Origin of the sequence: Variovorax sp. YR750, from assembly GCF_900109805.1 — a bacterium.
In the GTDB taxonomy this organism is placed as follows: domain Bacteria; phylum Pseudomonadota; class Gammaproteobacteria; order Burkholderiales; family Burkholderiaceae_C; genus Variovorax; species Variovorax gossypii.
Genome location: NZ_FOBJ01000017.1, coordinates 70602 through 84074 on the forward strand (window position 1 = coordinate 70602; position 13473 = coordinate 84074).

General features: G+C 70.0%; 9 protein-coding genes. 6 read left to right on the plus strand and 3 right to left on the minus strand.

Going from position 1 to position 13473, the window contains the following annotated elements:
• Positions 1-33 precede the first annotated feature (33 nt).
• The 6 genes from BMY35_RS29525 to BMY35_RS29550 all read left to right on the plus strand — a co-directional run bounded on the left by BMY35_RS29525 (position 34) and on the right by BMY35_RS29550 (position 6956).
• Entirely contained in the window at positions 34-522 is a 489-nt protein-coding gene (locus tag BMY35_RS29525; RefSeq protein WP_093206558.1) for a gamma carbonic anhydrase family protein, read from the plus strand.
• Between the two features lie 273 nt (positions 523-795).
• On the plus strand, positions 796-1308 hold the full coding sequence (locus BMY35_RS29530) for a formate dehydrogenase subunit gamma (RefSeq protein ID WP_093206559.1): 513 nt from the start codon (positions 796-798) through the stop codon (positions 1306-1308).
• Complete coding sequence (locus BMY35_RS29535) at positions 1305-2864, plus strand: formate dehydrogenase beta subunit (protein WP_093206560.1); 1560 nt, start codon at positions 1305-1307, stop codon at positions 2862-2864. The genes BMY35_RS29530 and BMY35_RS29535 overlap by 4 nt, the downstream gene beginning before the upstream one ends.
• Positions 2865-2910: 46 nt before the next feature.
• The gene (fdhF, locus tag BMY35_RS29540) at positions 2911-5784 is read left to right on the plus strand and encodes a formate dehydrogenase subunit alpha (RefSeq protein ID WP_093206561.1); all 2874 of its coding nucleotides are present in this window, start codon (positions 2911-2913) and stop codon (positions 5782-5784) included.
• 19 nt (positions 5785-5803) lie between these two features.
• A complete protein-coding gene (fdhD, locus tag BMY35_RS29545) occupies positions 5804-6658 on the plus strand; it encodes a formate dehydrogenase accessory sulfurtransferase FdhD (protein WP_170217141.1) in 855 nt (284 codons plus the stop codon).
• A gap of 43 nt (positions 6659-6701) precedes the next feature.
• Positions 6702-6956 carry a formate dehydrogenase subunit delta gene (locus BMY35_RS29550; protein WP_093206563.1) on the plus strand — a complete coding sequence of 85 codons (255 nt, stop codon included), beginning with the start codon at positions 6702-6704 and terminating at the stop codon, positions 6954-6956.
• A 15-nt stretch (positions 6957-6971) separates the two neighbouring features.
• Here the strand turns inward: BMY35_RS29550 and BMY35_RS29555 are convergent, their stop codons facing one another.
• The 3 genes from BMY35_RS29555 to BMY35_RS29565 all read right to left on the minus strand — a co-directional run bounded on the left by BMY35_RS29555 (position 6972) and on the right by BMY35_RS29565 (position 13442).
• A complete protein-coding gene (locus BMY35_RS29555) occupies positions 6972-7307 on the minus strand; it encodes a hypothetical protein (protein ID WP_240652167.1) in 336 nt (111 codons plus the stop codon).
• Between the two features lie 96 nt (positions 7308-7403).
• Positions 7404-11480 (minus strand): translocation/assembly module TamB domain-containing protein, encoded by a 4077-nt coding sequence (locus tag BMY35_RS29560; protein ID WP_093206564.1) that lies wholly within the window; start codon positions 11478-11480, stop codon positions 7404-7406.
• 15 nt (positions 11481-11495) lie between these two features.
• Positions 11496-13442, minus strand: coding sequence for an autotransporter assembly complex protein TamA (locus tag BMY35_RS29565; protein ID WP_093206565.1), 1947 nt, complete (start codon positions 13440-13442; stop codon positions 11496-11498).
• Positions 13443-13473 lie beyond the last annotated feature (31 nt).

Sequence of the window (13473 nt, forward strand, 5' to 3'; positions counted from 1 at the left end):
GGGGCTTTTTGCCGATGAACAGGAGCCCCCGCAGTGACGATCTACCGACTTGACGCGCATGAACCGGACATCGACGCCAGCGCCCGCGTGGCCGAGAGCGCCAGCGTGATCGGCCAGGTCGTGCTCGCGCCCGGCAGCCGCATCGGCGCGCACTCGGTGCTGCGCGGCGACAACGAGCCCATCAAGGTCGGCCGCGGCAGCCATGTGCAGGCAGGCGTGATGCTGCACGCGGACCCGGGCTATCCGCTGACCATCGGCGCCGACGTGACGGTGGAGCCCCACGTGATGCTGCACGGCTGCACCGTGGGCGACGGCGCGGTGATCGGCGAGCACACCATCGCGCTCAACGGCTCGGTGGTGGGTCGAGGGTGCGTCGTCGAGTCGGGCTCGCTGCTCACCGAGGGCAAGGTCTTTCCCGACCGCTCGCGCATCGCGGGCCGCCCCGCGAAGGTCGTCGGCGAGGTCGACGACGCGCAGGCCGAAGCGCAGCTGCAGAGGGCGCGCGAAGCCTCCGCCCGATAGGGTCTTTCCGGTCCTTCCGAAACCCTGCGTGGCCGCAGGGCGGTGCGCATTGAAACCCTGCGTTGCCGCAGGGTTTGTGCGCATTGGCACCGTGCTTGTTTCGGCGGAAATTGACTTGTGTCAAGGCCCCCGACGCCCGATTCATCGACATTGATCCCCAAGCGGATGACCACGGGATTCGCGTCGAATCCAACGACGTCGAACCCGTGACAGAACCACGATGAAAACAGCTCCGCTTGCAAGCTGACGGCAACGGAGCAGATCGGACGGACCATGAAACCAGAACAGGTTCAGCAGGCGCGGCAAGGGCAGCACGACACGGACGAACTCGCGGCCGTGCAGCGCATCCTTCAGCTGCATGCGGACGAGCCCGGCGCGCTGCTGCCGATACTGCACGACGTGCAGGACGCACTCGGCTACATCCCCGCCGACGCGGTGCCGGTGATCGCGGAGGCGCAGAACCTCTCGCGCGCCGAGGTGCACGGCGTCGTCACCTACTACCACCACTTCCGCAGCCAGCCCGCGGGCCGGCACGTGATCCAGATCTGCCGCGCCGAGGCCTGCCAGTCGATGGGCGCGGATGCATTGCTCGCGCACGCCGAGCTGCGCCTGGGTTGCAGCGCGCACGGCACGACGAAGGACGGCGCGTTCACGCTGGAGCCGGCCTTCTGCCTCGGCCTGTGCGCCTCGTCGCCCGCGATGACGCTGGACGAGCAGCCGTATGCGCGCATGACGGCCAAGGGGTTTGACGCGCTGGTCGCGCAGACCGAAGGAGGCCGTGCATGAGCACGATCACCGTCTACGTTCCGCGCGATTCGGCCGCGCTCGCTGCCGGTGCAGACCGCGTGGCCCGATGCATCGCCAAGGAGGCCGCGGCACGCGGTCTGATGCTCGAGCTGGTGCGCAACGGTTCGCGCGGCATGTTCTGGCTCGAGCCGCTGGTCGAGGTGAACACGCCCGCCGGCCGCATGGCCTACGGACCGGTGACGCCCGACGACGTGGCCGGCCTGTTCGACGCCGGCTTTCTCACCGGCGGCAGGCACCCGCTCGCGCTCGGCCCGACCGAGGAGATTCCGTACCTGAAGAAGCAGGAGCGCCTGACCTTCTCGCGCATGGGCATCACCGACCCGGTGTCGCTCACCGACTACCAGGCCTACGAAGGCTTCGCCGGCCTGCGCCGTGCGCTGGCGCTTGCGCCCGAGGAGATCGTGCAGCAGGTGCTCGACTCGGGCCTGCGTGGCCGTGGCGGTGCGGCCTTCCCGGCGGGCATCAAGTGGAAGACAGTGCTGGGCACGGCGGCGGCGCAGAAGTACATCGTCTGCAACGCCGACGAAGGCGACTCGGGCACCTTCTCCGATCGCATGACCATGGAGGGCGACCCCTTCATGCTGATCGAGGGCATGACCATCGCGGGCCTCGCCACCGGCGCGACGCAGGGCTACATCTACGTGCGTTCGGAGTACCCGCATGCGATCGCGACGCTGAACGAGGCCATCCGCGTCGCGGAGGCGGCGGGCTTCCTCGGCGACAACATCCTGCGTTCGGGCAAGCGCTTCTCGCTCGCGGTGCGCAAGGGCGCGGGCTCGTACGTGTGTGGCGAGGAAACTGCGCTGCTCGAGAGCCTGGAGGGCAAGCGCGGCATCGTGCGCGCCAAGCCGCCGCTGCCGGCCATCGAAGGCCTGTTCGGCCAGCCCACGCTCATCAACAACGTCATCACGCTGGCCAGCGTGCCGCTGATCCTGGCGCGCGGCGCGGCCTTCTACCGCGACTACGGCGTGGGCCGCTCGCGCGGCACGCTGCCGATGCAGCTGGCCGGCAACATCAAGTACGGCGGCCTGGTCGAGAAGGCCTTCGGCGTCACGCTGCGCGAACTGCTCTACGACTACGGCGGCGGCTCGGCCTCGGGCCGGCCGATCAAGGCGGTGCAGGTCGGCGGGCCGCTGGGCGCCTACCTGCCCGAATCGAAGTGGGACCTGCCGCTCGACTACGAAGCCTACGCGGCCGTCGGCGGCACGGTGGGCCACGGCGGCATCGTGGTGCACGACGACACGGCCGATCTGTCGAAGCTCGCGCGCTACGCCATGGAGTTCTGTGCGCTGGAGTCGTGCGGCAAGTGCACGCCGTGCCGCATCGGCTCGACGCGCGGCGTCGAGGTGATCGACAAGATCCGCGGCAACCAGAACCGACCGCAGCAGGTGATGCTGCTGCGCGACCTGTGCGACACGATGGTCCACGGCTCGCTGTGCGCCATGGGCGGCATGACGCCGTTCCCGGTGCTCTCGGCGCTGGACCATTTCCCGCAGGACTTCGGAATCGAAGCGCCTGACCGAAAAGCTGCCTGAGTCCCCGGGCCGCATCCAGAGAAGAAATCAGCAAGGCTAGACAGACATGTTGGACCATCTCAAGGAAACCGACTACGGCACCCCCAAGCGCGAATCCGAGCGCGAGGTGACGCTGGAGATCGACGGCAACGAAGTCACGGTGCCCGCGGGCACTTCGCTGATGCGCGCGGCGGTGGATGCGGGCATCCAGGTGCCCAAGCTCTGCGCCACCGACAGCCTGGAGCCCTTCGGCTCCTGCCGGCTGTGCCTGGTCGAAATCGAGGGACGCCGGGGCTTCCCGGCCTCGTGCACCACGCCGGCCGAAGCGGGCATGAAGGTGCGCACCCAGACGCCGAAGCTGCAGGATCTGCGCAAGGGCGTGATGGAGCTCTACATCTCCGACCACCCGCTCGACTGCCTCACCTGCTCGGCCAACGGCAACTGCGAGCTGCAGGACATGGCGGGCGTGACCGGCCTGCGCAACGTGCGCTACGGCTTCGACGGCGCTAACCACCTGAAGAGCGAGAAGGACGAGTCGAACCCGTACTTCAGCTACGACCCGTCGAAGTGCATCGTGTGCAACCGCTGCGTGCGCGCCTGCGAGGAAACGCAGGGCACCTTCGCGCTGACGATCAGCGGCCGCGGCTTCGAGTCGCGCGTGTCGCCGGGCCAGGACGAGGCCTTCATGGATTCGGAGTGCGTGAGCTGCGGTGCCTGCGTCGAGGCATGCCCCACCGCCACGCTGCAGGAGAAGTCGGTGATCTGGCTCGGCCAGCCCGAGCACAGCGTGATCACCACCTGCGCCTACTGCGGCGTGGGCTGCGCCTTCAAGGCCGAGATGAAGGGCAACGAGGTCGTGCGCATGGTTCCGTGGAAGGACGGCAAGGCCAACGAGGGCCACTCCTGCGTGAAGGGCCGCTTCGCCTGGGGCTACGCCACGCACCAGGACCGCATGCTCAAGCCGATGATCCGCAAGAACATCACCGACCCGTGGCAGGAGGTGAGCTGGGACACGGCCATCAACTACGCGGCCAGCGAGTTCAAGCGCCTGCAGGCCAAGTACGGCCAGGACTCCATCGGCGGCATCACCTCGTCGCGCTGCACCAACGAGGAGACCTACCTCGTGCAGAAGCTGGTGCGCGCCGCCTTCGGCAACAACAACGTCGACACCTGCGCACGCGTGTGCCATTCGCCCACTGGCTACGGCCTGAAGCAGACGCTGGGCGAATCGGCGGGCACGCAGACCTTCGCCTCGGTGGACAAGGCCGACGTGATCATGGTGATTGGCGCCAACCCGACCGATGGCCACCCGGTGTTCGCATCGCGCATGAAGAAGCGGCTGCGCCAGGGCGCGAAGCTGATCGTGGTCGATCCGCGCCGCATCGACATCGTGAAGTCGCCGCACATCAAGGCCGCGCATCACCTGCAACTGAGGCCCGGCACCAACGTGGCCGTGGTCACGGCGCTGGCGCACGTCATCGTCACCGAAGGGCTGATGGCCGACGACTTCGTCGCCGAACGCTGCGACTCGGCCTCGTTCAAGGAATGGAAGTCGTACGTGGAGCGCCCCGAGCAGTCGCCCGAGGCCACCGAGGCGGTGACGGGCGTGCCGGCGGCCGAGATGCGCGCCGCCGCGCGCCTCTTCGCCACGGCGGGCAACGGTGCCATCTACTACGGCCTGGGCGTGACCGAGCACAGCCAGGGCTCGACCACGGTGATGGGCATCGCCAACCTCGCCATGGTCACCGGCAACGTCGGCCGCGAGGGCGTGGGCGTGAACCCGCTGCGCGGCCAGAACAACGTGCAGGGCTCCTGCGACATGGGTTCGTTCCCGCACGAGTTGCCGGGCTACCGGCACGTGTCGGACAGCACCACGCGCGCCACGTTCGAGTCGGCCTGGGGCGTGCAGATCAACCCCGAGCCGGGCCTGCGCATTCCCAACATGTTCGATGCAGCCATCGGCGGCAGCTTCAAGGGCCTGTACTGCGAGGGCGAGGACATCGTGCAGTCCGACCCGAACACGCAGCACGTGGCGGCCGCGATGATGGGCATGGAGTGCGTGGTGGTGCAGGACATCTTCCTCAACGAGACCGCCAAGTACGCGCACGTGTTCCTGCCGGGCTCCTCGTTCCTGGAGAAGGACGGCACCTTCACCAACGCCGAGCGCCGCATCTCCCGCGTGCGCAAGGTGATGCCGCCCAAGGCCGGCCTTGCCGACTGGGAAGTGACGGTGAAGCTCGCGCAGGCCCTCGGCTATCCGATGGACTACAAGAGCCCGGAAGAGATCATGGACGAGATCGCCGCGCTCACGCCCACCTTCCACGGCGTGAGCTACAAGCGCCTCGACGAGCTCGGCAGCATCCAGTGGCCCTGCAACGAGAACGCGCCCGACGGCACGCCCACCATGCACATCGACCGCTTCGTGCGCGGCAAGGGCAAGTTCATCGTCACGCAGTACGTGGCGACGGACGAGAAGGTCACGCGCAAGTTCCCGCTGCTGCTGACCACCGGGCGCATCCTCTCGCAGTACAACGTGGGCGCGCAGACGCGGCGCACCGAGAACAACCAGTGGCACAGCGAGGACCGGCTGGAGATCCATCCGCACGACGCGGAGGAGCGCGGCGTGAAGGAAGGCGACTGGGTCGGCATCCAGAGCCGCGCGGGCGAGACGGTGCTGCGCGCCACGGTGTCGGAGCGCGTGCAGCCGGGCGTGGTCTACACAACCTTCCACTTCCCCGAGTCGGGCGCGAACGTGATCACCACCGACAACTCCGACTGGGCCACCAACTGCCCCGAGTACAAGGTCACGGCGGTGCAGGTGATGCCGGTGATGCAGCCTTCTTCCTGGCAGCAGGAGTACAGCCGCTTCAACCGCACGCAGCATGAGCTGCTCGCTGCCGCATCGGCGCCGCAGGGCGGCGAGACGGTTCCGGCCAAGTGAGGGCGCGACCCGTATGAACATGCTGGCCACCGATGCCGACACCGTCCGGTTCTGCGAAGGCGCGCAGCTGCTGCCCGTGCACGGCGTGCGCGGCGGCAGGCCCTTCGACGTGCAGGACTGGGTGGCCGAGGAGGTGCCCGTGGCGCTCGAATACAACGGCATCTCGCACGCGGTGATGCTCGCGACGCCGCTCGACCTGGAAGACTTCGCGCTCGGCTTCTCGCTGAGCGAGGGCATCCTCGATGCGGCGCACGAGCTCTATTCGGTGGAGGCCGAGCAGTCGGCGCTGGGCTTCACGGTGCACATGCAGGTGTCGGGCGCGGCCTTCACGCGCCTGAAGCAGCGCCGCCGCTCGATGGCCGGGCGCACCGGCTGCGGCCTGTGCGGCACCGAGAGCCTGACGCAGGTCTCGCGAGAGTTGCCGGTTCTGCAGGACGATGCCACGGTGCGCTTCGGGCGCGAGGCCATCGGCCGCGCGATGTCGCAGCTGCCGTCGCAGCAGACCTTGCAGGAAGCCACCGGCGCCGTGCACGCGGCCGCATGGTGTTCGGACGACGGCGAGGTGATGTGGCTGCGCGAGGACGTGGGCCGCCACAACGCGCTCGACAAGCTGGTCGGTGCGCTCGCGGCCAACGACGTCGATGCCTCCGTCGGCTTCATCGCGGTCACCAGCCGTGCGAGCTTCGAGATGGTGCAGAAGGCCGCGATGGCCGGTGCGCCGCTGCTCGCGGCGGTGTCGGCGCCAACCTCCTTCGCGGTGGCCACGGCGCAGCGCGCTGGCCTCACGCTGGTGGGCTTCGCGCGCGAGCAGGACCTGGGCGTCTACAGCCACCCGCAGAGGCTGCGCACGGCGCAGCAGCACAGCGTGCGCTGAAGATTCATCACTTCATCAAGCAACACATTTTTCAGAAAGTCCCATGGAGCACGATCACTCGGCACAGCTGGTCAAGATGGCCAACCAGATCGGCACCTTCTTCCAGGCGCAGTCGCCGAGCGACTCGGGCGCCGCAACGCAGGCGATCGCCGCGCACCTGAAGTCGTTCTGGGCGCCGAGCATGCGCATCCAGCTGATACGCGACTTCGACGCGGGAAAGACGCCGCTGCTGATGCCGATCGTCGCCTCGGCGATCCGCAGCCATCGCGCGACGCTGCTGCCCGCTGCGGCGGCCTGAGCCGGCGCCGCGGGCTCAGGCCTGCAAGGGCCTGGGCGCGACGGAAGACTGGGGCTGAGGCTGTTCGGGCGCCGTGCCTTCCTGCGCCTGCAGCAGCGACTCGTAGTAGAGGCACAGCGGCATCGCGACGAACACCATGCCAGCCACGTAGATCACGAGGCTCGTGACCGGGAAGTGCTCGCCACCCCAGTAGGGAATGGAAGCCACCGCCGCGATGCCCGCGATCAGCGCGATCGTGCCGCGCAGCGCGCCGCGCATGAACGCGATGCGCGAGAGCCCGGGTGGGGCGGACGTCCGAGAACCTTCTGGAAAGCTCGAAAGGTTCTCGCCCTTGTCTCCATCTTTTTTCATCGTCGTCGCTCCTCGGTGAAGGCGAGGGACGGTTCTTATCACGCGCGCGAGACGCGGGTCAAGGCCGAAGTCGGACGCGGTACCCCGCCGCCGCCTTCAGTCGTACTTGACCGTGTAGATCAGGTCGAGGCCGCTGGTCTGCCCGGCCTGGCCGCGCAGGGTGAGGCGCGTCGTCAGGTCGTAGAAGATGAAGAGGGTGCCGAAGGTGCCGCCGATGCTGCGTTCGTAGGTGATGTAGAAGTCCTTCGACAGGCGCTTGCCCAGCGTCACGGCCGATTCGCGCAGGTCGCCGCCGTTGCCCGGTCCCTTGAAGCCGAGCTCGTCCAGCCCGAAGCGGCTGGCCAGGCTGCCGCCGGTGGTGGCGCCGCCGATCTTGCCGAGCAGCGACAGCGCGGCCTGCTGCAGCAGCGCCGACTCGCCGCCGCTGGTGGCCGAGGCGCGACCGAGGATGACCCACGAGAGCGTTTCGGCATCGGACAGCGCCGGCTCCGAATACAGCTTCACGCGCGGCGACTGGGCGGTGCCGGTGATCTGCACGCCCGCGCGCTGCGACAGGTTCGGGCGGATCGCGAGGATGTCGAGCGCCGGGTTGTCGAAGGGGCCGTTGAAGCGCGCGATGCCGGTCTCGACGTCGAGCTGCTGGCCGTAGGCGCGGTACTGGCCCTTCACGGTCTTCACCTCGCCGGTGATGCGCGGCGGCGCGTTCAGGCTGGTGCTGCGGATCTCCAGGTTGCCTTCGAGCCGCGTGGTGATGCCGCGGCCCTGCACCGCGAAGTCGTCGCCGAGGTCGAACTCGACAGCCACGTCCGGCGGCTTGGCCGTCTGCGGCTTCGCGGCCTGCGCGTCGGCGCGGGCGGATTCGCGCTGCGCCGCCTCGGCGGTCTCGCGGTCCTTGGCTGCGGAGCGCACGACGACATCGCTGCCCAGGCTGGGCGCGGTCTCGTCGGGCAGGATGATGACGGCGCGGTCGGTCTTGAGCTTGCCGCGCACGGTGAACTGGCCGTTGTCGAGCTTTGCCTGCAGGTCGCCCGAGAGCGTGACCTGCCGGTCGGTGCGCACCAGCACGCGCAGCGCGCGCAGCTGGCCCTGCAGCGCCATGCGGATGCCCGTCGCGCTGCCGGTGGCCGGGCCCCAGCTGAGGTCGCCGGTGGCGGAGAGGGTGCCGCCGTCGGTGCGGGCTTCGCTGGCGGTGGTGCTGCGGTTGCCGCTCTGGCCGCCGATGCGCGCGGAACTGCCGGCGCCGCCCTTGAGCGTGAATTCGGTGATCTCCACGCGCTCGCCGGTGAGCGTGGCGCGCAGCCGGCCGTCGCGCAGGTCCAGCCCTTCCACCGGCGCACGCAGCGCGAGCTTGTCGGCGCCCAGCGTGCCGTTCCAGCGCGGCACGGCTCGGTTGCCCGAGAGCGTGGCGCTGGCGTCGAGCGTGCCGGCGATGCGCCAGCCCGGCGGCGCGAGCATCGACCACACGCCGAGGTTCGGCAGCGTGGCCTTGATGGTGCCGCCCAGCGGCGCGTCGGGCGCCCACTGCCAGCCGCCCGCGCGCTGCTGCACGCGGGTGTTGATGTCGGCGTCGATCTTGCCGGCGCGCTCGCTGTCCCACGCGAGCACAGCGCGCACGGCGTCGCCGTCGGCATCGAGGCGCAGCTCGGCCTGGCGCAGGCCAGCGGGCGTGCTGGGCGCGTCGCCACTGGCGGAAGCGGAATTCATCGTGCGCTCGCTGGCGGTGCCCGTGCCGGTGCTGGTGATGCGCGTGACGAGCGCAGCCTCGCCGGCCTGCACGCGGATGTCGCCGCTCTGGCGCGCGAGACGGGCCTTGGCGTGCAGCGTGTCGCCGGCGTCGATGTCCCAGTCGCCGTTGAACATCAGGTCGCCGCTGATTCCGTATTCGCCGAGCGTGGTGTTGGCGCCGAACGCGCCCGCCCAGGCCATCGGCAGCCCCTGCATCTGGCCCTTGGACTGCAGGCGGAACACGCGGTTGGGCGCGGCACCGCTCTGGCTGAAGCGCAGCGGCTGCCAGTCGATGCGCACCGTGCCGGGCACGGGGCCGCGCAGCGTGGCCGAGGCGGCGGAGGCCTCGACGTCGAGGCGAGGCGCGGTGCCGGCGCTGTTGTTGCCGGTGCGGATCGTCGCCGTGACCTCGCGGCCCAGCTCCAGCACCCACGGCGCGCCGGGGCGGGCGCTGTCCTGCGCCTGCAGCTTCAGGCTGGCCAGCGCCGCGCGCCACTGGCCGGCGCCGGCGATGCCGCCGCTGGCGCGGGTGTCGATGTCGATCTTCTGCGTGCCGGTGGCGGCTTCGCCCTTCAGCGCAAGCGTGGCCTGCGCGAGGCTGCCGGCAAGGTCGGCCTGCAGGTTGCGCACCTGGACGGAGGTGGTGGCGCCGCCGGGTTGCTCGGAGGGCAGGGCGAGCTCAAGGCGGGGCACGCCGAGCGCTGCCTTGATGCTGGGCTCGGTGCCGCCGCGCGGCGCGGGCGCGTTGGGGTTTTCGAGCCGGCGCTGGATGGTGCGCCATCCGCCCTGCCAGCTGGCGTCGAGCTTTGCGGAGCCCTTGGCGCTCGCGTCCGCGAACACCTTCGACAGCCCCGGCAGGCCCTGCACCCAGCGCTGCACGGTGTCTGCGTCGTCGATGGCGGCCCTGATCTCGCCGCTGCCCGAATCCGGCGCGATGCGGCCTTCGACCTGCGCGCTGCCGCCGGGCAGTGCGAGGGCCAGCTTGCCGCTCGCCGCCTGCTCGGCCACGCGCACCTGCAGGCGGCCGTCGACGCTGGCGCGCTGCGCCTCGATGCGCAGCGTGCGCAGGTCGAGCACCTGGTCCTTCCACTGGCCCTGCGCCAGCGCGCGGTCGAGCGCGAAGCCGGGCAGGGCCTTGCTGCCCGCGCCGCCCTCGGCGCGCAGATTGGCGTCGAAGACGATGGTGCTTTCCTTCTGCTCGGCCTTGAGCTGGCCGCTGACCGGCGCGCCCGAGAGCTCGCTGTAGAGCGCGCCCGGCCGCACGCCGCGCACCGTGGCCTGGGCTTGCCAGGGGGAGGGCGCGGGGCTCCACTTGCCGGCCGCGTCGATGCGCCCGCCGCCCGCGCGCACGGTGGCTTCGGAAATCGTCCAGTTCGTGCCGTCGAAGCCGACCTTGGCCAGCACCTGTTCGAGCGGCAGCTTCTCCTGGTCCCAGGGGCCGGGCACGGCGTTGCGGATGTCGGCCGAGGCCTTCCAGGCGGAGGGACCGGTGTCGGCGTCGGGCTGGAGTTCGACGATGCCGGTGAGCCTTGTTTCGGGCGCGCCGGGCCACAGGCTCGATGCGTCGACGTTGCGCAGGTCGGCCTTCGCGTCGATCACCGGCTGCGGCAGCCAGGGCGCGATCTGTGCCTGCAAGCTGGCTTCCATCGGTGCGTCGGCGTTCTCCTCGGCGGGCTTCAGCTCGGCGGCCACCTGCAGGCGCGCGGCGGTGCCGGCGAGCGTGCCCTTGACGGTGGCCGAGGCCAGCACGTCGATGTCGTGGTCCTCGGCCAGCGGCGCCTTCACGCGGCCGTCGAGCGCGACGTCGATCGCCATCGGCGCGGGGCCCTGCAGCTTCACGCGGGTGCTGTAGTGGCCGTCGGCGATGTCCACGCCCTTCACCTCGAGCAGATGCTCGGCCGCCTTGTAGCTGTAGCTGCCCGAGAGATTGAGCGCCTGCAGCACGGGCGGGCCGGCCCAGCGCAGTTCATCCACGCGGAAGGGCAGCTCGACCTCGACCGGCAGCGCGAGCTGTTCGAGCGGCTCGGTGGGCTTGTCGCTCGGCGGGCCGCGCTTCTCGATCAGCACCTGCTTCGCGTGCACCTCGCCGAGCTGCACCTTGCGCTGAAGCAGCGGCGCGAGCTGCCAGCCGATGGTGGCTTCGTTCACCTCCACGGCGATGCTCTCGCTCTGGTACTTGAGCCAGCCGATGCGCCCGCCGGTGCGAAGCGAGCCGCTCACGTCGCGGCTTTCCAGCGTCTGGCCGGCTGGAAGGCGCTGCGCCGCCTGCGCGAGCGCGAAGGCGAGCGATGTGTCGGAGCCCAGCCACCACCATGCGCCGGCGACCAGCAGTGCCACCGCGAGCAGCAGGCCTGTGATGGTCCAGGCGAGGGCGCGCATCGCGCGCCGCGCGCGAGAGCGGCGGGGAGGCGAGGGCGGCGTGGACTTGTTGTCGTCGTCGGTCTGCATCTGGCGTTGCCTGCGTCAGAAGGTGAAGCCGAGGCGGAAGTGCAGGCGGAACTTCTTCGAGTCCACGCCGTAGGCCAGGTCGGCCTGCACCGGCCCGACCGGGCTGCGCCAGCGCGCGCCCACGCCCACGCCCACCTTGGGCTTGAGTTCGCCGGGCTTGTCGGCCACGGCGCCGGCGTCGACGAACACCACGCTCTCCCATTCGGTGAGCTTGTTGTTGTAGACGAAGGGGCGCTGCCACTCCACGCTGGCCACGCCGAGGTAGCGGCCGGCCACGGTCGTGCCGTCGGCGCGCACGGTGCCGATCTGCTTGTAGCTGTAGCCGCGCACGGTGGTGTCGCCGCCGGTCAGGAACATCAGCGTGGAGGGGATCTGTGCGCTGTCCTTGGCCGACACGGCGCCTGCCTCCACGCGCAGTTGCAGGCGGCTGCGACGCGCGCGCAGTTCCTTGTCCTCGGCCGAGCCCAGCGGCAGCACGCCGAGCCAGCGCGCGTAGGTGCGCGTGAAGGGCACCTGCTCGCCGGTGAGCGTGTAGCCCGCAGCCACTTCGAGCGCGAGGCCGAAGCCGCGCGAGGGCGTGGCGTTGTCGTCGAAGTAGCGCCCGGTCCAGCCCCAGTTGGCCGTCACGGCCGAGGCCGAGGGCGGTGCGTTGGTGCCGCGGTTCTGCGCGTAGTCGTACTGCAGGAAGTAGCTGCGGTCGATGTGGTCGCCGGACTTGCTGCGACCGCCGCGCAGCCGGCCGCTGTCGACCACGTAGCTGCCCGACTGCTCGCTCTTGAGCTCCGCGCCGGAGAACCAGCGCCAGCCGCGGTCGTCGGGAATGGCCTTCAACTCGGTCGACAGCGACTTGATGTCGTTGTCCACCGACAGCCGCGAGACGGCGCGCCAGCCCAGCAGCGGGACCTGGTTATGGATGTGGTCGATCGAAAGCCGCGGGCCGTTGTCGGTGGTGAAGCCCACGCCCAGCACCACTTTCTGCAGCGGCGCCTCGCGCAGCTGCGCGATGACGGGCGCGGCCAGCGGGTCGGCGCTCTCGGTGTCGAGCGTGAGGAACACCGAGTCGTAGTAGCCGCTGCTCGCCAGGCGCTGCTGCGCGTCGAGCAGCTTCTGCTGGTCGTAGTCCTGGCCGCTGGGCAGGCGCGCGATGCGGCGCGCGCCGTCGGGGTCGTAGCGCTGGATGCCGCGCAGCACCAGCGGCCCGAACTTGTAGGCCGGGCCCGACTGGTAGGTGACGCTCAGGCGGGCTTCGCTGCGGTCGGCATCCACCTCGGCGCGGCTGATCTGGATGCTGCCTGTGGGGAAGCGCCTGGCGGTGAGGCTGCGCAGCGCCGTGGTCTTGGCCTCGTCCCAGGCTTGCTGCGTGAAGGGCTGGCCGGCGCGCAGGGCCCAGGCGGTGCGGATGGTGTCGCGCTGCGACTCGGCCGCCGCGTCGTCGGCGATGGGGCCGGCATAGCTGATCTGCACGTTGCTCACCTTGGTGAGCTCGCCGGGCGAGACGTTGATGACGATCTCGCGCGGCGCCTTCTCGCCCTGCGGCGTCTCGTTGAGCTCCAGTGTCAGCGTGGGGGTGAAGTAGCCGAGCGTGGCGAGCAGCTCGCGGGCGTTGGTCTCGGCCGCCACCATGAGGCGGGAGATCTCGGTCGCGCCGAGGTCGTCGAGCTCGCGGTAGCGCTGGATCTCGAGGTGAAGCTTGAGGTAGTCGCGCACGATCTCGGGGCCGCGCACGTCGACGGTGAAGGCGTCGCGCTTGTTGCCAGCGTTCTTGCCGTCGCCTTCTTCATCCTTGTCGGACGCGGTGGTGCCGGCACCGGCCGTGCCGCTGCGAACGAGGCCGGTCACGGGTTTGTTTTCTTCGGCGGATTCCTTTTTCGGCAGCAGACTGCAGCCTTGCAAGAGCAGGACGCCGAACAAAAGGAAAGCCGGCCACCATGCCGGCGAAGAAACAGGAACCGCCCTGACCATGGGCGGATTCTGACAGCAAGCCCGGCCGGTT

Excerpts from the sequence above, each read along its gene's own strand:
- BMY35_RS29560 (WP_093206564.1), bottom strand. The coding sequence starts at position 11,480 with ATGCAGACCGACGACGACAACAAGTCCACGCCGCCCTCGCCTCCCCGC.
- BMY35_RS29550 (WP_093206563.1), top strand. The coding sequence starts at position 6,702 with ATGGAGCACGATCACTCGGCACAGCTGGTCAAGATGGCCAACCAGATC.
- fdhF (WP_093206561.1), top strand. The coding sequence starts at position 2,911 with ATGTTGGACCATCTCAAGGAAACCGACTACGGCACCCCCAAGCGCGAA.
- BMY35_RS29535 (WP_093206560.1), top strand. The coding sequence starts at position 1,305 with ATGAGCACGATCACCGTCTACGTTCCGCGCGATTCGGCCGCGCTCGCT.
- BMY35_RS29530 (WP_093206559.1), top strand. The coding sequence starts at position 796 with ATGAAACCAGAACAGGTTCAGCAGGCGCGGCAAGGGCAGCACGACACG.
- BMY35_RS29555 (WP_240652167.1), bottom strand. The coding sequence starts at position 7,307 with ATGAAAAAAGATGGAGACAAGGGCGAGAACCTTTCGAGCTTTCCAGAA.
- BMY35_RS29565 (WP_093206565.1), bottom strand. The coding sequence starts at position 13,442 with ATGGTCAGGGCGGTTCCTGTTTCTTCGCCGGCATGGTGGCCGGCTTTC.
- fdhD (WP_170217141.1), top strand. The coding sequence starts at position 5,804 with ATGCTGGCCACCGATGCCGACACCGTCCGGTTCTGCGAAGGCGCGCAG.